At 46.9% G+C, this 22172-nt stretch carries 16 protein-coding genes; 11 read left to right on the top strand and 5 right to left on the bottom strand.

The genetic code is table 11. The features are described 5' to 3' along the window. The first annotated feature begins 16 nt into the window (after positions 1-16). On the top strand, positions 17-1051 hold the full coding sequence (locus Q1B47_RS09915) for a tetratricopeptide repeat protein (protein WP_299792511.1): 1035 nt from the start codon (positions 17-19) through the stop codon (positions 1049-1051). Between the two features lie 97 nt (positions 1052-1148). Here the strand turns inward: Q1B47_RS09915 and asnS are convergent, their stop codons facing one another. Then, the gene (gene asnS, locus Q1B47_RS09910; protein WP_299792508.1) at positions 1149-2549 is read right to left on the bottom strand and encodes an asparagine--tRNA ligase; all 1401 of its coding nucleotides are present in this window, start codon (positions 2547-2549) and stop codon (positions 1149-1151) included. A gap of 397 nt (positions 2550-2946) precedes the next feature. On the opposite strand from asnS, the gene Q1B47_RS09905 reads away from it, so the two are divergent. Then, positions 2947-3282, top strand: a complete 336-nt coding sequence (locus Q1B47_RS09905) for a hypothetical protein (protein ID WP_299792505.1) — start codon at positions 2947-2949, stop codon at positions 3280-3282. Positions 3283-3336: 54 nt separating this feature from the next. On the opposite strand, the gene Q1B47_RS09900 is transcribed toward Q1B47_RS09905, so the two are convergent. Together Q1B47_RS09900 and pabB are read right to left on the bottom strand one after the other, a co-directional pair. After that, positions 3337-3903 (bottom strand): CoA pyrophosphatase, encoded by a 567-nt coding sequence (locus Q1B47_RS09900; RefSeq protein WP_299792502.1) that lies wholly within the window; start codon positions 3901-3903, stop codon positions 3337-3339. Between the two features lie 42 nt (positions 3904-3945). Further along, entirely contained in the window at positions 3946-5352 is a 1407-nt protein-coding gene (pabB, locus tag Q1B47_RS09895; protein WP_299792499.1) for an aminodeoxychorismate synthase component I, read from the bottom strand. A 209-nt stretch (positions 5353-5561) separates the two neighbouring features. Between pabB and Q1B47_RS09890 the strand changes: the two genes are divergently transcribed. The 5 genes from Q1B47_RS09890 (at position 5562) to yjjG (ending at position 12270) form a co-directional block, all read left to right on the top strand. Next, positions 5562-7100: a fumarate hydratase gene (locus tag Q1B47_RS09890; protein ID WP_299792496.1), complete on the top strand. Its 1539-nt coding sequence runs from the start codon at positions 5562-5564 to the stop codon at positions 7098-7100. A gap of 180 nt (positions 7101-7280) precedes the next feature. Next, positions 7281-9335 carry a S9 family peptidase gene (locus Q1B47_RS09885; RefSeq protein WP_299792493.1) on the top strand — a complete coding sequence of 685 codons (2055 nt, stop codon included), beginning with the start codon at positions 7281-7283 and terminating at the stop codon, positions 9333-9335. 182 nt (positions 9336-9517) lie between these two features. Beyond that, the gene (locus Q1B47_RS09880; RefSeq protein ID WP_299792490.1) at positions 9518-10846 is read left to right on the top strand and encodes a DUF2157 domain-containing protein; all 1329 of its coding nucleotides are present in this window, start codon (positions 9518-9520) and stop codon (positions 10844-10846) included. Continuing rightward, a complete protein-coding gene (locus tag Q1B47_RS09875) occupies positions 10843-11397 on the top strand; it encodes a GDYXXLXY domain-containing protein (protein ID WP_299792487.1) in 555 nt (184 codons plus the stop codon). The genes Q1B47_RS09880 and Q1B47_RS09875 overlap by 4 nt, the downstream gene beginning before the upstream one ends. Before the next feature lie 198 nt (positions 11398-11595). Next, positions 11596-12270: a pyrimidine 5'-nucleotidase gene (gene yjjG, locus Q1B47_RS09870; protein ID WP_299792484.1), complete on the top strand. Its 675-nt coding sequence runs from the start codon at positions 11596-11598 to the stop codon at positions 12268-12270. A 91-nt stretch (positions 12271-12361) separates the two neighbouring features. Here yjjG and Q1B47_RS09865 read toward each other — a convergent pair whose 3' ends face one another. After that, a complete protein-coding gene (locus tag Q1B47_RS09865; protein ID WP_299792481.1) occupies positions 12362-13945 on the bottom strand; it encodes an isocitrate lyase in 1584 nt (527 codons plus the stop codon). 112 nt (positions 13946-14057) lie between these two features. Between Q1B47_RS09865 and Q1B47_RS09860 the strand changes: the two genes are divergently transcribed. From Q1B47_RS09860 to Q1B47_RS09850, 3 genes are all read left to right on the top strand, one after another. Next, positions 14058-15002, top strand: a complete 945-nt coding sequence (locus Q1B47_RS09860) for a LysR family transcriptional regulator (RefSeq protein WP_299792478.1) — start codon at positions 14058-14060, stop codon at positions 15000-15002. 226 nt (positions 15003-15228) lie between these two features. Beyond that, positions 15229-17394: a malate synthase G gene (locus Q1B47_RS09855; protein ID WP_299792476.1), complete on the top strand. Its 2166-nt coding sequence runs from the start codon at positions 15229-15231 to the stop codon at positions 17392-17394. 228 nt (positions 17395-17622) lie between these two features. After that, positions 17623-18417, top strand: coding sequence for an alpha/beta hydrolase (locus tag Q1B47_RS09850; protein WP_299792473.1), 795 nt, complete (start codon positions 17623-17625; stop codon positions 18415-18417). Positions 18418-18490: 73 nt separating this feature from the next. Here the strand turns inward: Q1B47_RS09850 and adhE are convergent, their stop codons facing one another. Then, positions 18491-21091: a bifunctional acetaldehyde-CoA/alcohol dehydrogenase gene (gene adhE / locus Q1B47_RS09845; protein WP_299792470.1), complete on the bottom strand. Its 2601-nt coding sequence runs from the start codon at positions 21089-21091 to the stop codon at positions 18491-18493. A 324-nt stretch (positions 21092-21415) separates the two neighbouring features. Here adhE and Q1B47_RS09840 point away from each other — a divergent pair, with 324 nt between their 5' ends. After that, positions 21416-22048 (top strand): YchE family NAAT transporter, encoded by a 633-nt coding sequence (locus Q1B47_RS09840; protein ID WP_299792466.1) that lies wholly within the window; start codon positions 21416-21418, stop codon positions 22046-22048. Positions 22049-22172: the final 124 nt, after the last annotated feature.

Here is a 22172-nt window from a genome sequence, read left to right as displayed (position 1 = left end):
ATTTTAGGGAGCGCTGATGAAAAGTTTACATCGATTAACGTATAAGAACAGTTACATTTTTTCGATTCTGATAGCTGGAGCTTTTCAACTGCTCGTGGCTTGTAGTGTGACTAACACTGAGGAGGAGTCACTCAGTCTGGAGATGACACCACCGACTCGACAAGATCTCTATGATGGCAGCTCTATGGGGGCTGTTAGTGTTGTAAACCCACCCAGAGACGAAGCTGATGCCTTAGCGCGTGCCAAGAAGGAGGAGGATAAGGGGAACCTTGATCAGGCACTATACCTCTATGTTCAGGCACTGGATTTTAAGCCTGATAATGCATTGACCTTATACAATATCGCCAGGATTCACAGCATTAAAGGTAATATCCAACTCGCTTATCTTACCTATAATGAATCGCTGCTAATAGACCCTGAAATGATGATGTCCCATGCCGGACTCGGCTTGATCAACATGGATAAACGCCAGCACGAACAGGCAAAAATACATCTGGAAAAAGCGGTCAGTTTAGATCAAGCAAGGTTGATTACCGCCAGGACAGACTCCGCACAGGATGGATTACAGCCACTGGACCCTCAATCACCGGTACGTATCTATAACGCGCTGGCGATTCTTTACGATCTGGACAACAGGCATGATGATGCCCGGGAATACTATTCTTTGGCACTGCGCAGAGAGCCGCATTCGGCCTTGATTATCACGAATCTGGGTTATTCATACTATCTTGGTGGGAACATTGCCCTTGCCGAAAAATACCTTAAGCAGGCCATCAAGGAGGATCCTAATTTTGAGCGAGGATGGACAAATCTGGGACTTGTTTATGTAAGAAAGGGCCTGTATGCCAGAGCCTTATCAACATTTGAGCATACGATGGAGCCTGCAGATGCGTTAAATGACTTAGGGTATTTTCTGATGTTAGAGGGGGAGTATGAGCAAGCGATTGAGTTGTTTCAGCGTGCAATAGATAGCTCGCCCAGCTATTTTGAGCAGGCGCAAAAGAACCTGAAAAGAGCATCGATGGAGCTGGAGAGTCAAAGAAGAAACTAGTTTTGCGATTATCGTCAACCAGATTTTGCTGTTTAAATTGATGACATAAAAAAACGCCCGCAAGGGCGTTTTTTAGAGGTAGCTATTAGCTGACAGCCTAGAAGTTTGCCGACTTTGGTGCACGAGGGAATGGGATCACATCACGGATGTTCGAAACGCCGGTGACATATGAAACTAAACGCTCGAAGCCCAGGCCGAATCCGGAATGGGGGACGGTACCATAGCGGCGCATATCACGATACCACCAGTAGTCTTCCTTACTCAGACCCATCTCTTCAAGACGAGCATCAAGCACATCCAGACGCTCTTCACGCTGAGCTCCACCTATGATCTCACCGATACCAGGTGCAAGGACATCCATCGCAGCAACAGTTTTACCATCTTCATTGAGGCGCATATAGAACGCCTTGATATCTTTCGGGTAGTTCTTAACGACAACCGGAGCCTTGAAGTGCTCTTCAGCCAGGTATCTCTCGTGCTCAGACTGAAGATCGATACCCCACTCGACGGGATATTCAAACTTCTTACCACAGCTCTTAAGGATCTCTACTGCATCGGTATAGTCGACTTGAGCAAAGTCACTGCTGACAAATGACTCGAGACGCTCAATAACTGTCTTATCGACACGTTGGGCAAAAAACTCAAGATCATCACGACGCTCTTTTAACACGGCTTCGAAACAGAACTTGAGCATCTGTTCAGCAAGACCTGCAACATCATCAAGATCGGCAAACGCAACTTCCGGTTCAACCATCCAGAATTCGGCCAGATGACGGCTGGTGTTGGAGTTTTCTGCACGGAAAGTCGGACCGAAAGTATAGACCTTAGACAGTGCACTGGCGTAGGTTTCGGCGTTCAACTGACCGGAAACGGTTAAGAAAGACTCTTTACCGAAGAAATCTTCGCTGTAATCAACCTTACCTTGGTCGTTACGTGGCAAGTTTTCCATATCCAGCGTCGATACACGGAACATCTCGCCGGCACCTTCACAGTCAGAAGCTGTGATAAGCGGCGTAGAAACCCAGATAAAGCCCTGTTCGTGGTAGAAGCGATGGATAGCCTGAGATAGGCTGTTACGTACACGGGCTACAGCTCCGATGATGTTGGTACGCGGACGCAGGTGTGCCAGCTCTCTTAAGTGCTCGATAGAGTGACGTTTTGCTGCCATCGGGTAGGTATCCGGATCGTCAACCCAACCTGCAACTTCGACTTCAGAGACTTGTAGCTCATACGCTTGGCCTTTACCCGGAGATTCAACAACTTCACCAGTCATAATCACAGAGCAGCCGGCTGTCAGTTTCAGGATTTCGTTATTGTAATTTTCTAAGCTATTAGGCACTACACCCTGAATAGGGTCGAAACAGGAACCATCATATAAGGCAAGAAAAGAGATACCGGCCTTGGAATCTCGGCGAGTTCTTACCCAACCGCGAACGGTAACTTGCGAACCGATCGCAAATTCACCTTTAAATACAGAAGCGACAGATGTAATGCTCATTGTTGCTTAGTTCTCCAACGAAACGTTTTATAAAAAAATTTGGACGTTCATATTACCCTGCTGACGGCTTTTCTCAAGTGGAAAAGGGGATAATCACGATATAGAAGATAAATAAACTGTAATTCTTAAGCTTATGTTCGATTTTTACCCCTCAAACGCCACCGGTTATAAGATAGCGGAGGTGGTGCCATGGGAACAGAGAGTTATAAATAGGTGTTTCAGCTAGTCATCGATGATTAGATATGGCTTTCATATTAAGCATAAGTTTTTACCGGCGTAATGAAATTTATGAGAGTAAAATTGTAATAAGTAACTGAAACTCTCGGTCATAATACAATATGATTTCGCTCAAAAAATGTTATATTTAAAGTATTAGATGTCAGTAAGGAGAGACTCATTGAAGAAAGTGAAAGTGTTCCAGTTTTTACTTGGGTCTCTATCCATCACAGGCTGGGCATTAGCGGTTTACGCTTTACTGCTTTTCGATAAGGCCAGACCCGATCGCGCCGTCGGTTATTTTCTAAGCCGGGGGGCGTCGGTGCGTTTCGATTGGGATCCAATACAGACCCTTCAGCTCGAATATGTTATCTGGGTATGTGCTGCAATTAGTTTTATCAGTATGATTTTTAATTACTATACGGCTCACCATAGCCGCATGGGCTACTGGTTTAATATTCCCCTGCTTCTGCTCAGTTCTGTTGCGGCGGGTCTGTATCTGCGGTTTTTTGTTTAATTGTGAAACCCACTTAGCTCATTTGGCCGGTAGAAGCCACCATCAGTTCTGTTATTAGCTTAATTGTTTACACAAGTGTTCGATGATTGCGGCCGTCGCTCCCCATATTACATGCTGTTTATAGGGTATAAAGTAGACAGGGTATTCGACACCGTGACGACGGTATAGGTACTGTTTTCTGTTACCTGTGTTTAACAGAAATGAAAGAGGGACAGTGAAGTAGTCTGCGACTTCACCGGGGTCGAGAACCGGTTTGAAACTCTGCTTTACAATGCCGAAAACAGGTGTAATTTCGAAGCCTGTAAAGGTTTTATATCTTGGATGTTGCCCCAGCACCTCAACATTGTTTCTCGTGAGGGCTATCTCCTCCTCGGCTTCCCTCAGTGCGGTGGCGATAGGGGTAATATCATCAGCCTCCACTTTACCACCCGGAAAGCTGATTTGTCCCGGATGGTGTCTGAGATGCCCCGGCCTGCGGGTTAATATCAGGTGAGTGTCACCCTCTATCTGTGTAAAAGCGATCAGCACTGCGGCTTGCTGCAGCACCGAAGATACAGTGGGGCTGGTATGAACAGATAAAGGCTGGAGGTTAAACCTTATCCTTAACTCGACTAAATTCATATCTGCCCCGGTAATGCTGTTTGTGTGTCAATTTGCTCTTTATCAACCAGTGTTGGAGAGAACGGGAAGAATTTTGCTGACCTTGTCGTAAGTTTCCTGATACTCATCATCAACGTTTGAGTCGGCGACAATCCCCCCCCCGGCCCAGCAATGAATATTGTTACCATCTGCAACCAATGTGCGTATGGTGATACTCGTATCCATGCGTCCGTCCTGACTGATATAGCCTATAGACCCACAATATAGACTACGTCTGGAGGGTTCAAGTTCTTCGATGATCTCCATTGCCCGAATCTTTGGTGCGCCGGTTATAGAGCCACCTGGAAATGATGCTCTCAGTAGATCGCTGGCCTGAAACCTGGGATCTAACTCGGCTGTAACTGTGCTGACCAGGTGGTGAACGGCCGGAAAACTCTCGATGTTAAAAAGGTGGGGAACATTTACCGAACCAGCCCTTGCAACTTTCCCTACGTCATTTCTTAGCAGATCGACAATCATCAAGTTTTCGGCCCGATCCTTTTCTGAAGCGATAAGCTGTTGAGCTGAGGCTAAATCTGCTTCGTCATCATCGAATCGGGGTCGTGTCCCTTTAATCGGCTTTGATTGTATATGACCATCACTCAGTTGAATGAATCGCTCAGGGGAGATCGAGAGCATCGCCGAATGTTCCAGACGGATAAATGCCGAGAAGGGGGCTCTATTGGTTTCACGCAATTTAAGGTAGGCGTTCCATTCGTCTCCCTTATAACTGGCTGAAAACCTTTGAGTTAAGTTTATCTGATAACAATCGCCGCTACTGAGATAGGATTGGATCTTATTAAATTTGGTGATGTAGTCGGCCTTTGTTATTTGAGGCTGCCAGCGAGCGGTCAGTGAGAAGGTTTGCTTCTCCGGCCCTTCGTTACTGTCGAGCAGGCTATGGAGTTTGTCCAGTGTCGTTTCGAGCGCGGCATCCCCGTGATAGTGTGTCAATATCCAGCTCCTTTGAAATCGGTCAAAGATCAATGCCCAGGGATAAAGACCTACGTTCATCTCTGGCAGGTCAATGTCTTTGGCGGCTGTATCGGGTAAGGGCTCAATTTGGCGTCCCAAATCATAACTGAAACACCCCACGGCGCCGCCGCTGAAGGGCAGCTTTTCGGGGTATTGAACAGGGAAATAGTGTTTCAACGTGTCATTGAGGAGTGTGAACGGATCACTTGTGTGAATTTCGCTGCTCACGGTCTCACCATTTTGTAGATGACTCACTATGCTCGATTGGCCAGTGGTTACTATCGTCGCGATAGGATCACACACTATAATATCGAACTTAGCATCCGGATGTTCTGCATCAGCCGAGTCGAGAAGCATAGCCCAGGGCTTGTCCGAGAGCCGGGAGAATAGTTCCGCGCTCGTGTATTTCCAATTCAGATGCCTGGTAGCAAGTTGCTGCTGCGTCGAAAAACTCATCGATTAACCTTATCTAAAATGTGATGTTCCCCTAAAAGTCGCGAAAGAGTATCATATACCTATGCCGGGATTAATAAAAAGAACACGCAAGCCTGTTAAGGCTGTCGACGTGGCACATTTTCCCTGGTCCGGGGAGAGTGTATGAAAATTTTCGGCAGGAATTTATAAAAAAAATACGCAAGCCAAAATGGCTAATGGAGCGCACCCTAATGTCTGTTGAGAAGGAAGTGTCTGTGAGTAAAGAAGTCATCATAAAGCAAGCCGATCTAATCGAGAGCGTTGCCGATTCCCTACAATATATCTCATATTATCACCCTAAAGATTTTGTCGATGCTATGGCTGAAGCCTATGACAGAGAGGAGAGTGCCGCCGCGAAGGATGCGATTGCACAGATCTTAATAAACTCTCGTATGTCGGCGGAGGGAAAGCGCCCTCTGTGTCAGGACACCGGCATCGTAACCTGCTTTGTGAAAGTAGGTATGGGGGTGAAGTGGGATAAGACAGATATGACGGTTCAGCAGATGGTTGATGAAGGCGTCAGGCGTGCGTACCAGAACCCCGATAACCCATTGAGAGCTTCAATTGTCTCAGATCCTGCCGGTAGCCGTAAGAATACCAGGGATAATACTCCTTCCGTCGTTCATATCGATATGGTGCCCGGGGATCATATTGAGGTTGCAATAGCGGCTAAGGGCGGCGGCTCTGAAAATAAATCTAAGATGGTAATGCTTAACCCGTCTGACGATGTTGCGGCCTGGGTTGAGAAAACCCTTCCGACGATGGGGGCAGGCTGGTGCCCACCGGGAATGCTGGGTATAGGTATCGGTGGTACGGCAGAGAAGGCTGCGGTACTGGCTAAAGAGTCCTTGATGGATCCCGTCGACATTCATGAACTACAGGCAAAGGGAGCCGAAACGGCTGAAGAGAAGTTACGTCTGGATATCTTCGAGCGCTCTAATAAACTCGGTATCGGTGCCCAGGGACTCGGCGGCCTGACTACGGTTCTGGATGTAAAGATAAAGTCGGCACCGACCCACGCAGCTTCTAAACCTGTTGTGATGATCCCTAACTGTGCGGCAACCCGCCATGTACACTTTCACCTGGATGGCACCGGCCCTGCGGTGTTGACACCGCCGTCTCTGGAAGATTGGCCTGTGATCACACGTGAAGCCGGAGAAAATACACATCGAGTCGACCTCAATACAGTGACACAGGCCGACATAGAGAAGTGGAAGAGTGGCGATACCTTACTGCTTAACGGCAAGATGCTGACCGGTCGTGATGCCGCCCATAAGCGAATTCAAACATTAATTGAAAGTGGTGAAGGTCTGCCGGAAGGGGTAGATTTTACGGGTAAGTTTATCTATTACGTTGGACCGGTCGATCCTGTCGGTGATGAGGTTGTTGGCCCGGCGGGTCCGACCACTGCGACTCGCATGGACAAGTTTACCGATCTCATGCTGGAGAAAACCGGCTTAATGGGAATGATAGGTAAGGCCGAGCGTGGACCCGCTACTGTTGCATCCATCAAGAAGAACAAAGCCGTTTATCTGATGGCTGTGGGTGGCGCGGCCTACTTGGTATCGAAAGCGATTAAAACCTCACGCGTTGTCGCATTCGCCGATCTGGGCATGGAGGCTATCTATGAGTTCGATGTTAAAGATATGCCGGTGACCGTAGCGGTCGACTCAGAGGGGGTTAATGCTCATGAGACGGGTCCGGCTATCTGGAAACTGAAATTGAGTTAATACTCTCTTTTGTAAATAGATAATTAGCCCGTTAATACTTGGCTTAGGCATCTTGCCTAAGCCAAGTTATTTGGGTAGTGTTCAACACCAAGAAAAAATTCAGGCTTGCATGGATGCGGCTGATAATCAGTTTTTATCAGGCCTATTATTCAATTTAAATCGACAAAGATGACAATAACAATGAAAAAAACTGCAATCATACTTGCAATCGCGAGTGCCGGGTTTTCAATATCGGCTCAGGCCACTAACCCAGAGCCTTTCACGGTACAACACCTCGTTAAAATCAATAAGCTTCACTCCCCAGCACTCTCTAATGATGGCAGTAAAATTGTTTATGCTGTTAAAAAATTTGATGCAGAGGGTGAGTCAAGTTCAGACCTCTATATTAAAGATCTGACTCAAGCAGATGCTGAGGCTAAGCAACTGACCTCGGTTAAAGGCACTGAGCATAGTGTTAGCTTTGCAGCAGACGACCAATCTATCTATTTTCTTGCCGGTCGAAACGGTTCAAGCCAACTGTATAAGTTATCGTTAGCGGGCGGAGAGGCGATGCAGGTATCTGATCTCCCCCTCGATGTTGAAGGATTCAAGCTGTCACAAGATGGCACCCAAGTCGCGTTAAATATGCGCGTTTTCCCGGACTGCAAAGACCTGAACTGCTCAAAAGAGAAGTTTAACGCAGAAGAGGAGCGTAAATCGACGGGACGCGAATACAAACAACTTATGGTCAGGCATTGGGATACCTGGAGTGACCACTCAAGAAGCCATCTTTTCGTGGCTCAGCTAAATGGTGAGAAGATCACAACTGCTGTCGATGTGACAGCGGGTTTAGATACAGAAACACCACCTAAGCCATTCTCCGGAATGGAAGAGGTGACTTTTACGCCGGATGGAAAACACCTTGTTTATACAGCTAAGGCGCCGGGTAAAGATCAGGCATGGATCACGAACTACGATCTGTGGCAGGTTCCGGTAACCGGCGGTGATGCAGTGAACCTTACCAAGGATAATAAAGCCTGGGATGCTAACCCGACGTTCTCAGCCGATGGCCGCTATCTGGCATATCTTGCCATGAGCAAGCCTGGTTTCGAAGCCGACAGATATCGCATCATGCTACGTGACACTGTCACAGGACAGGAGAAGGAGGTCGCGCCACTTTGGGATAGAAGTGCAAGTTCACTCACCTTCGGCAAAGACAATCGTACTCTCTATGTCACGGCGCAGGATGTAGGACAGGTGAGTGTGTTCCAGGTTAATACTCAGTTTGGTGATGTGAAAACCGTATACAACGATGGCAGTAACAGCATAGTCGGTGTAACCGGTGATAAGATCGTATTTAAAAATAAAACGTTAGTTCAACCTGGCGATCTCTATTCAATGAACTTAGATGGTCAGGGCCTTAAGCAACTGACCGAGGTAAACCGTGAAAAATTAGCCGAAATCAAGTTTGGCGAGTTTGAGCAGTTCAGCTTCAAGGGCTGGAACAACGAAGAGGTTCATGGTTACTGGATCAAGCCAGTCGATTACAAAGCCGGGCAGAAATATCCTATCGCCTTCCTGGTTCATGGTGGTCCACAGGGCTCATTCGGAAACTCATTCAGCAGCCGCTGGAATGCTCAGCTATGGGCGGGTGCCGGATATGGTGTTGTGATGATCGATTTCCACGGTTCAACAGGCTACGGGCAGGAATTTACCGATTCGATCTCGCAAGACTGGGGCGGAAAGCCATTGGAAGATCTTCAAAAAGGTCTGGCTGCCGTCACTAAACAGCAAAAATGGCTGGATGAGACACGTACCTGTGCCCTGGGAGGCTCATACGGTGGTTATATGATGAACTGGATCCAGGGTAACTGGAGCGATGGCTTCAACTGTCTGGTAAATCATGCCGGCCTTTTTGATATGCGCTCTATGTACTATGTAACAGAGGAGCTATGGTTCCCTGAATACGAGTTCGGTGGTACCTACGAGGACAACAAAGAGTTGTACGAGAAGTTTAATCCGGTCAACTATGTGGAGAACTGGAAAACGCCTATGTTGGTGATCCATGGAGAGAAAGACTTCCGTGTCCCCTATGGTCAGGGCTTAGCAGCATTCAGCTTTATGCAGCGTAAAGGGATCCCCTCTGAGCTGCTCATCTATCCTGAAGAGAACCATTGGATCCTGAACCCGGATAATCTGGAGCAGTGGTATGCCAAAGTGCTCGGATGGATGGATCGCTGGACCGAAAAGAGATAAAGCTTCGTTGATTTAATTACATTGTTTCAGCCGCAGGGGCCAGAATATTTATTCTGGCCTTTTTCGTGTTTAAGGATTAAGTTTAACTTTGAGTATCAGCGGTTTAAACCGCCAGATAACCTTCTGTTCTCATCATACACTTACTTGTTGTCTATGCCTTTAACGGTCTAAAGGGATTGGAAATGCGTTTGATCCAGCTATTTAAGAAGGAGTTGTCTCATGAATCCCGCAGCTGGGTGCGTGACGAATTAGTATCGGAGGAGCAGGCTAATTCAATTCTGGCTCGCTACGGCACGAGTCTGACAGATGACACTGAAACTAACTCCTTCGGTTATTACCTCTTGATGTCACTGGGCGCCTTGTTTATCGGTTTAGCCCTGATATTGATCGTCTCTCACAATTGGGATGAGATCCCAAGAGCCGTCCGTACGTCAAGTCTGCTGCTATTGACACTGGTGACCAACGCGATTGGGATTAAACGCTTTCTGTCCGAACGCACCCGAGCGGGTATCATCTGGCTATTCTTCGGTGGCATCAGTTATGGTGCCAGTATCATGCTTATCGCACAGATCTATCACCTGGGGGAGCATTTCCCGGACGGAATATTCTGGTGGGCTATGGGGATCCTGCCTCTGGTTATTTTTACTCAAAGCCGTTTACTTGCGGCTCTGTCACTGGGCCTGGCAAGCATCTGGTTAGGGGTAGAGAGTGGTGAAGATTTTTTCCCTGCCCTTTATCCCTTATTTGTCTCAGTGACGCTTTGGTTAATCTTGTTTCAGGCACGTTCTCGCCTGTTGTTTATCGCCTGCGTTGTCGGAACTATGGTGTGGATGAACCTGGGACTTGCCTGGATGATGGGCAATGGCCACCACTTCGACCCGGTTGCAGAGCAGCTCCCTCTCTCTCTGGCTATCGGCCTGTTTATCAATGGTGTTGCATGGCGATTGATGCGAAGCGATAACAGTGACTGGCGAGAGTATGGGCTAGTTACTCATATCTGGTTACTCAGGGCGGCGATAGTGACACTGTTGGGGCTAAGCTTCGAAGGTGTTTGGCAAGGTTACACGCCAGGTTCTGATTGGTTATCAGTCGTAAGTGTCATATCTATCCTGGTGGCAGGTGTGCTGGCAATCGTACTTTGTCGTGAGAGCGGCAGATATGCGTCATGGCCGGTCATGATAGTTACAGGCTACCTGACATTTTCATTTATGCTTGTCACCTGGTTTGGCCATATGGAAATTATCGCTGCCATCGCCACTAACCTGATGTTGCTGCTGATGGGGATCCTCCTGATACGCAGAGGGATAGACCAATCAGAAACTCATTACTTCTATACCGGCATTGTCGTCCTGCTGCTAACCGCTTTTCTTCGTTACTTCGATCTCATCGGTGATTATATCGGTGGCGCGCTACTGTTTCTTGTCGCGGCGGGTATCCTGATGGTCGCCGCAAAGTATTGGAAACGTCGTGTTTCACTCATCTCTTTAAAACAGGGAGAGAATAGCGAATGAATACCATGACACTTCACGGTTGGCTGTATAAGAAACCCGGTAAGCGAACGGTACAACTGGGTCTTTATCTAACTCTCTTTTTTCAGTTGTCGGTGTTGAGTGTTGAATACCTGGGCTCAGTGTTACCCATATGGACGGGGGAAGCGATTGTTTTAAAAACTGAGCCGGTGGATCCACGAAGCTTGTTTCGGGGGAATTTTGTACGTTTGAACTATGAGATTAATCGTGTCACCGTCGAGGGTGGCGGCAAAGATTATAAAGAGGGTGAGGTTATCTTTGTTACCTTGATTGAAAAGCAAGGTATATGGCAGGCTGAAACGATAGATATCAAACGGCCTGAACATGGTAGCTATATTCGAGGACGTATTCGCAGTATAGATTCCGGGTCAGTAAGGGTTGAGTATGGTATCGAGGCTTTTTTTATGCCTAAAGAGAAGGCTTTGAAAGTACAAGATGAGATGAGGGGTCATGCACTGGTTCGTGTCTATGTCGCACCCGACGGTAAAGCCAGGGCTGTCGGGTTTAAATGTCTGGGTGAGGCCTGCGGATAAGTCGCTCAGGGAATGGTATTTACAACACAGCCAGACTATTTTCAGGACTCGATGAAAGGGGTGTAGTAATTACCTGATGATTATCATAAAATCTTGTCACTTAACGAGAGTATCCCTCTTCCAATGGCATATGTAACATGCCGTTGCACCTGTAGAAATCTCTGTTCCTACCAAGCAAAAAATAGTAGAAGTTAATCAATGAAATATGACTGGATCCTCTTCGACGCCGATGAAACCTTGTTTCATTTCGATGCGTTTGCAGGCCTGAAATTAATGTTTAGCCGATTTGGTGTTAATTTCAGCCTTGATGATTTTAACGAATACCAACTCATCAATCAGCCACTGTGGGTTGATTACCAAAACGGCATCATATCTGCGGCGCAGCTTCAGCAGCAAAGGTTTACCCAATGGGCCGAAAAACTCAGTGTAACCGCAAGCCAACTGAATAGCGCTTTTCTATCGGCAATGGCGGAAATATGTGCGCTGCTGCCCGGTGCAAAGGAGTTGATTGATGGGCTGAGAGGGAAGGCTAACCTTGGCATCATCACCAATGGTTTTACCGAGCTGCAGACCGTCAGGTTAGAGAAAACCGGTTTAGCGGGGGCATTCGAGCATGTGGTGATATCTGAGCAGGTAGGCATAGCTAAGCCCGATGTTGGTATCTTCGAACATGCCCTGAGCCGCATGGAAAACCCGGATAGAGAAAGAGTCTTAATGGTCGGCGATAATCCCCATTCCGATATTCAAGGCGGGTTAAACGCCGGACTGCATACCTGTTGGTTAAACATCAATAAACAGAGTAGGCCCGAGGGAATTGAACCTCATTACGAAGTCTCCTCACTGCAAGAGTTACAGCAGATCTTAGCGGCTTAAGCTCTGTGGAGAATGAAAAAAAGCCAGAGTATTGCTACTCTGGCTTGGCTCTAGTGGGAAGCTAGAAGGAAATTGAGTTAATCCACTCTGATTAACTGAATTGGTTCATCGTGTTGTCTTTACCCGATGCTTTCAGTGCTTGATCACCGGAGAAGTACTCCTTGTGATCGTCACCCATATCGGAGCCCGCCATGTTCTGGTGTTTAACACAGGCGATACCCTGACGGATCTCCTTGCGCTGTACATTGGCGACATAACCGAGCATACCTTGATCTCCGAAGTACTCTTTAGCCAGGTTATCGGTTGACAGAGCCGCCGTATGGTAGGTTGGAAGGGTGATCAAGTGATGGAAAATACCCGCCTCACGTGCCGCATCGGCCTGGAAGGTACGGATCTTCTCATCGGCCTCTAAGGCAAGCTCAGTTCCGTCATAATCGATGCTCATCAAGTTATCGCGATCGTAAGCCGATACATCTTTACCCGCTTCAGTCATTGCATCGAAGACCTGCTGACGGAAGTTAAGTGTCCAGTTAAATGAAGGTGAGTTGTTATAAACCAGCTTAGCGTTCGGTATGGTTTCGCGGATAGCGTTTACCATGCCTCCAATTTGGGCAACATGAGGCTTCTCTGTCTCAATCCAAAGAAGATCGGCACCGTTCTGTAAGCTGGTGATGCAGTCAAGGACACAACGCTCTTCACCCGTTCCGGCTCTGAACTTAAACAAGCCGTTTGGCAGACGAGCAGGCTTAACCAGCTTATCACCACGCTTAAATACCACATCACCATTTGACAGGTTATCTGTAGATACCTCTTCAACTTCAAGGAAAGAGTTGTATTTATCGCCGAGATCGCCAGGTTCATTTGTTACTGCTATCTTCTGTGTCAGGCCCGCACCTAATGAATCAGTACGCGCTACAATGACACCATCGTCTATGCCCAGCTCAAGGAATGCGTAGCGTACCGCATTAATTTTAGCGAGAAACTCTACATGTGGAACCGTTACTTTACCGTCCTGGTGACCACACTGTTTAACATCGGAGACCTGATTCTCAAGCTGAATACAACAGGCTCCGGCTTCGATCATCTGCTTAGCCATCAGGTATGTCGCTTCCTCATTACCAAAACCGGCATCGATATCGGCGATGATAGGCACTACATGGGTTTCAAAGTTGTCAATCTTGTCTTGTATAGCCGCTTTCTCTGCACCTTCAGCCTTGTCAAGCTCACGAAACAGTCCACCCAATTCACGGGCATCAGCCTGACGTAGAAATGTATAAAGCTCGGCAATAAGACTGGCGACAGAGGTCTTTTCGTGCATTGATTGATCAGGCAAGGGACCAAATTCACTACGCAGTGCTGCGACCATCCAGCCTGAAAGGTATAGGTAACGGCGTTTAGTGGTCAGCAGATGCTTTTTGATAGAGATCATCTTCTGTTGGCCGATAAACCCATGCCAGCAGCCCAGTGATTGAGTGTACTGAGAGCTGTCTGCATCATAGTTAGCCATGTCTTCACGCATTATTTTAGCGGTATACTTGGCAATGTCTAAACCTGTCTTAAATCGGTTCTGAGCTCGCATACGGGCTACTGACTCAGGGTTGATTGCATTCCAGGCACTACCTTCTTTCTCTACTAAGGTTGTTGCTGTATCGATATCTGCTCTGTAATTTGACATGGTAAGTCCCTTCCTACAAAAAATGATTAACAACGATTGCTTCCGTTAAAAATAATAGTAAGATTGTGTTAAATTAGTCTAATTTATAGTTCTTATCTTCGGTATTTACTTTATGAATATATCTCGTATTGACTTGAATCTATTGGTTTATTTTGATGTGTTACTTCGTGAATTAAATGTTACAAAGGCTGCGGATCAGCTCGGGATCAGTCAACCGGCGATGAGTAACGGACTGAAAAGGTTACGTGTTCTGTTTGACGATCCACTTTTAATCAGAACCAGTAAAGGAATGACGCCGACGGAGCGGGCGTTAGAGTTAAAACCCGAGATCCGTCAGCTTCTCACCGGGCTGGAAAAAGCCGTTCAGCCCAAGGCTAAGTTTAATCCCTATGAGAGTGAACAGGTTTTTCGAGTGATGGCGTCTGATTATGCCGAAGCGACCCTCATTCCCTTGCTGATCGCCAGGTTACGTAATGAAGCCCCTAAGGTTATTCTGGATATCATGACACCCAGTGATGTGAGTTTTCCCGATGTAGAGCAGGGAAGGGTCGATATGGTTATCAACCGTTTTGACAGTATTCCGCAATCATTCCATCAGAAAGTATTATGGAAAGATACCTTCAGCTGTTTAATCAACAAGACACACCCGGTTCTTAAGCACTTTAACCTGCAAAGCTACCTTGACGCTCATCATGTGTGGGTGAGTAAAACAGGTATGGGCGTCGGTGTAGGCATGGATCCTGACGATGTTCAACGCCTGGGTTGGGTGGATGAAGCACTGGCCAGGCTCAACGCTAAGCGCAGGATCACAGTATTTACTCGTCATTACCAGGCAGCGAGCTCGTTAGCCGAGCGTCAAGACCTTATAGCGACGGTGCCCAGTAAAATGGCGAGATTGCAACAAGATAACAGTAGGGTCAGTATCGTTCCGCCACCTTTCGATATTCCACCGATTGAACTCACTATGGCATGGAGCCCGCTGCTGCAACATAATCCCGCCCATAGATGGATGCGGGAGCTGATCACGGAAACGGCGCGGATCATAGACAGGTTCTGATGAAACTCCAATAGCAATATAACCTGTGTGAATGCCAATAATAAATACGATAAATTTTATATATGCCGAAGGAGTGAGATAGACTCATTATTGACCCATTATCCTGCTGTGCCGGGTTAGTGGTTCAGCTAATCGGCATCAAAATAGAGGCCGTTGGGCTGCGGGTGCGACTATAAAATGAGACGCAATCAAGTTTACATCAGTTAATAAACAGAAGGGATGCGTTATGACATCACGAATTCAAGTTGGCAATCTGCAAGTGGCGCCTGAGCTGCTTGAATTAATCAATGAGCAGATCATACCGGGAACCGGGATAGATACTGAGAGGTTCTGGAGTAAATTAGAGGATTTGGTCGATAATTTAGCTCCTAAAAACCGGGCTCTTCTGGAAAAGCGTGATGAATTACAGCGCCAGATCGATCAGTGGCATTTGACACACAAAACACATCAACCTGAAGCCTATAAGGATTTTCTTTCAAAGATAGGTTACCTGGTACCTGAAGGTGAACCTTTCTCTGTCACGACTGCCAATGTAGATAGCGAGATTGCCCAGCAGGCTGGCCCACAGCTTGTTGTACCGGTTAAAAATGCCCGCTTTGCCCTTAATGCTGCTAATGCTCGTTGGGGGAGCCTTTATGATGCCCTGTATGGAACCGATGCAATAAGCTTCGATGGTGGTGCGGAGATAGGCTCACAATATAATCCGGTTCGCGGTGATAAAGTCATAGCGAGAGCTAAACAGCATCTGGACACACTGGCACCACTGGCGGTGGGGAGTCATTGTGAAGTTGCTCATTACCAGATTGATGGAAATAGCCTGCTGGTAACGCTGACTGACGGTTGCGATACCCGGTTACGTGAGCCAAACAAGTTTATCGGCTACCGGGGAGATGAGAAGTCACCGACAGCTGTGCTGTTAAAAAATAATGGCCTCCATGTAGAGATACAGATTGATGCAGAACACCCGATAGGAAAAACTGATAGCGCCAATGTAAAAGATCTGCTTGTCGAAGCAGCCGTCACAACTATCATGGATTGCGAGGATTCAGTTGCTGCCGTAGATGCTGAAGACAAGTGTGAGGTTTACCGGAACTGGCTTGGGCTGATGCAGGGAACCTTGTCTGCAGAGCTAACTAAAGGCGGGAAGACCTTTACCAGAGAGTTAAGTGCCGACCGCCATTATACAGATGCTGAGGGAAGGAGCCTTGTTCTGCCCGGAAGAAGTTTGTTGTTTATCCGTAATGTTGGTCACCTGATGACAAATAACGCGATTCTGGATAAGGAGGGCAATGAGATCCCCGAAGGGATTTTAGACGGCATGGTGACGGTACTGGCTGCAATGCATGATCTTCAGGGAAATAACAACAGCAGGTCAAACAGTCGTTCAGGATCGGTGAATATCGTAAAGCCTAAGATGCATGGGCCAGAGGAGGTGGAGTTTACCTGCGAGCTGTTTACTATGATCGAAGATGCACTCAAGTTGTCACGTAATACCATTAAGTTGGGGATAATGGACGAGGAGCGGAGAACAACAGTCAACTTGAAAGAGTGTATTCGGGTCGCTCAAGAGAGAGTCGTGTTTATCAATACCGGTTTTCTGGACAGAACCGGAGATGAAATTCACACATCTATGCTCGCCGGTCCTTTTGTTCCCAAGACTAAGATGAAACAGCAAGCCTGGATCAACGCCTATGAAGATTGGAATGTCGACATAGGCTTAGCCTGCGGTCTTCCCGGAAAGGCTCAGATAGGTAAAGGGATGTGGGCAATGCCCGATGAGATGGCGGCCATGTTGGAACAGAAAAGTGCCCATCCTGATGCCGGCGCTAATACGGCCTGGGTGCCATCGCCTAACGGTGCGACGCTTCACTCTATGCACTATCATCAAATCGATGTGCAAGCCCGTCAAAAGATACTGGCTACACGGGAACGAGCCAGTCTGGATGATATATTAGCTATTCCACTGCTCGAAAACCCGGCCGAGTTGACCCATGAGGAGATCCAGCGTGAGCTCGATAACAATGCCCAGGGGATCTTAGGTTATGTGGTACGTTGGATAGATCAGGGGGTGGGTTGCTCTAAGGTTCCTGACATTAACGATGTCGGGCTGATGGAGGACAGGGCGACGCTTAGGATCTCGTCACAACATATAGCAAATTGGCTCGAGCATGGAATCTGTACCCGGGCACAGGTGATGGAGTCGATGCAGAAGATGGCGGAGGTTGTCGACAAGCAGAATGAAAATGATGTCGGGTATAAAAACATGGCTCCTGAGTTTGACGGTGTTGCATTTAAGGCGGCGTGTGATCTTATCTTCAAGGGTAAAGAGCAACCTTCGGGTTATACAGAGCCACTGTTACATGCCTATCGTATTGAGGCCAAGTGTCTATAAGCTATGTATGGATAATTGGTGATAAAGCAAAGCCCTGACCTCTGGTTGGGGCTTTTTGTTACCCGTGGCGGGAAGTATTCCCGGCTTGCCTTTGATCGTCATCATACTTTTTAACAAAGGTGTGTTTTTTTTCTTCATAATATTGCTTTGTTGTTGCATTCCCTCTACTGTAAAAACTATTAGAGTAAAAGCTCTAAAATATTTAAAGGTAACGATAGTGGAGCGGGTATGACTGAAAAATTACAGGTTGAAGATGTCGATGTCTATGTTGAAGGGATGGGTGACGAAACTATTGTGATGGTCCATGGTTGGCCTGATACCTATCGGGTTTGGGATAAACAGGTTGAGGTGCTTAAAGATAAATATCGTTGCGTTAGGTTTACCTTACCCGGTTACGACAAAAACAAACCCAGGCGGGCATATGATCTGAAAGAGATAGTGCAATTGATCAATACAATTGTCGACACCGTTGGTAATGGGAAGCCGGTGATACTGATGCTACACGACTGGGGATGTTTCTTCGGTTATCAGTTCTATATGAATTTTCCTGACAAGGTCATTAAAATAATTGGCGTCGATATCGGAGATGCGGGTTCAAAAGAGCATGTGTTAACGGCAAAGGTTAAGGCCTTTATGTTTGGTTATCAGATGTGGCTGGCGGCAGCGTGGAAGATAGGCGGAAAACTTGGTGATGCCATGACCCGTAAGATGGCCAAACTGCTTCATGCTCCCGGTGATCCCGATACGATCACCTCTTCTATGACCTACTCATACTATTGGAAATGGAGTCATCTGTTGACCGGTCGTTCACTGGAGCACCTGCCATTGGAGATAAACTGCCCCTTACTCTTTATTTACGGTGAAAACAAGCCTGGGATGTTCCACTCAAAACCTTGGGTAGAGAAGATTGTCGCTGACAAACGAAATAGGGTAGAGCCGTTCAAGACAAGGCATTGGGTTATGATTGAAGCGCCCGAGCGGTTCAATGATGTCATGCTTGATTGGTTGGAAAACAAAGTTTAGATGCCGGGAATAGAAAAGCCAGTTACCGAGGTAACTGGCTTTTACTAAAGGCTTTCACGTGGTGAGGCTGAGCTTATTTATCGCTGTATGCCGTACCATAGAAGCTGGCAAGCAGAACCTGCTTAAGCTCTTCGATCAACGGGTACCTTGGGTTTGCACCTGTACATTGATCATCGAAGGCATCTTCGGCTAGTTCGTCTAGTTTTGCGAGGAAGTCAACTTCGTTGACTCCTGCTTCCTGGATCGAAGCCGGTATGCCAATCGTCTTCTTGAGTTGATCGATCTCTTCAAGGAGAGCTTCAACTTTCTCTTCATCAGTGGTTCCACCAAGGTTTAAATGATCTGCAATTTTTGCGTAACGGCAAAGTGCCTTAGGACGGTCGTACTGACTGAAGGCCGCCTGCTTAGTCGGCATATCAGTCGCGTTGAAACGTATTACGTTATTAATCAGTAACGCATTTGCCAGGCCATGGGCGAGATGGAACTCAGCACCCAGCTTATGGGCCATCGAGTGACAAATACCCAGGAAAGCATTCGCAAAGGCGATACCCGCAATGGTTGCACCATTGTGAACCTTCTCGCGAGCGATAGGCGCTGCGGCGCCGTGGGTGTAAGCATCAGGCAAGTGTTTGAAAAGCAGATCCAATGCTTGCAGTGCTTGTCCGTCGCTATATTCGTTAGCCATTACACTCACATAGGCTTCCAGAGCGTGAGTTACCGCGTCGATACCACCGAACGCTGTTAATGACTTAGGCATATCCATAACCAGGTTAGGATCGACAATTGCCATATTGGGCGTTAGCTGGTAATCGGCAATCGGGTACTTCATACCGGTTTTTTCGTCGGTAACAACGGCGAACGGAGTCACTTCGGAACCTGTACCTGAAGTGGTTGGTATAGCTACCATCTGCGCCTTAACACCCAGTTTAGGGAACTTATAGATACGCTTACGGATATCCATGAAACGCAGTGCCAGGTCGGCAAAGTCTACTTCAGGATGTTCGTACATTACCCAGATGATTTTCGCAGCATCCATAGGTGAACCACCGCCAAGAGCGATAATCACATCAGGTTTGAAACTCTGTGCCATCTTAGCGCCTTGAGTCACGATGCCTAATGTCGGGTCGGCTTCTACTTCATAGAATATCTCAGTTTCAAGTCCCTGAGATTTCAAGATCTTAATAGTTTCATCACAGTAACCGTTATTAAACAGATATTTATCTGTAACAATAAGAGCTCGTTTCTTGTCACTCAACTCTTCGAGTGCAATAGGAAGGCTACCGCGACGGAAGTAAATTGAAGAAGGTAGCTTGTGCCACAACATGTTTTCAGCCCTCTTTGCGACCATTTTCTTATTGATTAAGTGACTTGGACCCACGTTTTCCGAGATAGAGTTACCACCCCATGAACCGCAACCCAGTGTCAGTGACGGGGCCAGCTTAAAGTTATAAAGATCGCCGATCCCCCCTTGAGATGCCGGGGTGTTTATCAAGATACGCGCGGTCTTCATGCGAAAACCAAAAGCCATAACGCGTTCTGTCTGAGTATCCTGATCGGTATAGAGACCGGATGTATGACCGATACCACCTAAGGTGACCAGGGCTTCGGCTTTATCCAGAGCTTCTTCAAAGTTAGCGGCTCTGTACATGGCCAGCAAAGGAGACAGTTTTTCATGGGCGAAGGCTTCAGCCTCAGAAATATCTTCCGCTTCACCTATCAGTACTTTTGTCCAATGAGGTACTTCGATATCGGCCATGGCGGCTATGGTTGCCGCGCTTTGTCCAACGATATCTGCATTCAGAGCACCGTTCTTTAAGATGACATTTTGCATAGCAGCGGTTTCATCTTTAGATAAGATATAACCACCGTGTGTAGCAAAACGCTCTTTTACCGTATCGTAAATCTCGTCGACAACCACGACGGCCTGTTCAGACGCGCAGACTACACCGTTGTCGAATGTTTTAGACATAAGGATTGAGCTAACCGCACGTTTAATATCTGCAGTTTCATCGATTACGATCGGCGTATTACCTGCACCAACACCGATCGCGGGCTTTCCTGAGGAGTAGGCCGCTTTCACCATACCCGGACCGCCGGTGGCCAGGATTAGGTTAATCTTATCATGGGTCATCAACTGGTTAGACAGGGCGACACTTGGCTCACCGATCCAGCCGATTATATCCTTGGGTGCACCAGCTTCTATAGCTGCATTTAATACCAGTCTTGCGGCCGTGGTGGTAGACTCTTTAGCACGTGGGTGGGGAGAAAATATGATCCCGTTACGTGTCTTAAGGCTGATAAGGGCTTTAAAAATGGCAGTCGATGTGGGGTTGGTGGTTGGTACAATGCCACAAATAAGACCGACAGGCTCGGCGATTGTGACGGTACCAAATGTTGGATCTTCATCTAAGATCCCACAGGTTTTCTCATCTTTGTATTTATTGTAGATATATTCAGATGCAAAGTGATTCTTTATCACCTTATCTTCGATGACACCCATACTGGTCTCACTCGCAGCCATCTTAGCTAATGAGATTCTGGCGTCTGCAGCAGCCAGTGCCGCGGCGCGAAAAATCTTGTCTACCTGCTCCTGGCTGAAGTTTGCATATTCAGCCTGAGCATCTGCTACACGTTGTACAAGAAGGTCGAGTTCTTGTTCATTTGTCACAGTCATAATAACGTCCTCGAAAAAAATTTAGCAAAACATGGTGGCTTGGCTAAATCATCTCCATGAAGAAAAATTACACCCAAACACCAATATTATCCGTGATCTTAACCACAAAACCGGTTGTAACTGTAATAAAATAACGATGTTAATAACTTGTTTGCACGTTTAAGCGACAAAAAGACCGTTTGTTGATTAATTATTTTTATCTGAAAATGTGAATTAAATTATAAAATCTCATTTTTACCACAATCAATCATAGGGTAGAGTAGCGGCCTTCGTAGTGATTCAAATATTTAAACAGCACTGCTGTATATTGTAGAGGGTAAGTCGTTGGATTTAACACTTTATGTTAAATTTTTTCTTGGGTTAGTGGCTATCATCAATCCTGTTGGTCTATTACCGGTATTTGTCAGCCTGACCAGTCATCAGACTGAAGCTGAGCGCAATCATACCGGTAAGGTCGCTAACTTCGCCGTGGTTGTGATCTTGCTGGTAACCATAGTGGCGGGGCAACATATCTTAAATATGTTCAGTATTTCGTTGTCGGCTTTCCGTATTGCCGGTGGTACTCTGATTGCCATCATAGCTATGTCTATGCTTCAGGGAAAACTGGGTGAAGTAAAGCGAAACAAAGAGGAAGATCGAGAGGCATCGGCGATGGAATCGGTTGCTGTTGTTCCATTGGCTCTGCCTTTGATGGCCGGTCCCGGAGCTATTAGCTCTGTGATTGTATCGGCCGCAGAACATGACTCTTTTATTAACCTCATCGGCATGTCGCTGACCGTCATCTTGTTTGGCTTAACAAGCTTTACTCTGTTTCGAATGGCACCGATTATCTATAAGATTTTGGGGAAAACCGGGATCAACGTGATCACACGTTTAATGGGCCTATTGATGCTGTCCATCGGAATCGAAGTCATTGCCGCCGGTTTTAAAGGTCTGTTTCCAAGCCTGCTTGGCTAAAGTTCTCACCCGAATTGAAATATTAAAACGCACTTCATGTGCGTTTTTTTATGTATGAAATTTGGTTATCTATCTAAAAAGTGAGGTAATTGTCACAAACTAATCCATAGCTTAACTTAAAAAG

Origin of the sequence: uncultured Shewanella sp., from assembly GCF_947501225.1 — a bacterium.
GTDB lineage: Bacteria > Pseudomonadota > Gammaproteobacteria > Enterobacterales > Shewanellaceae > Shewanella.
Note: the sequence above shows the minus strand (reverse complement) of the source record. Positions and strands in the feature narration are given on the sequence as shown.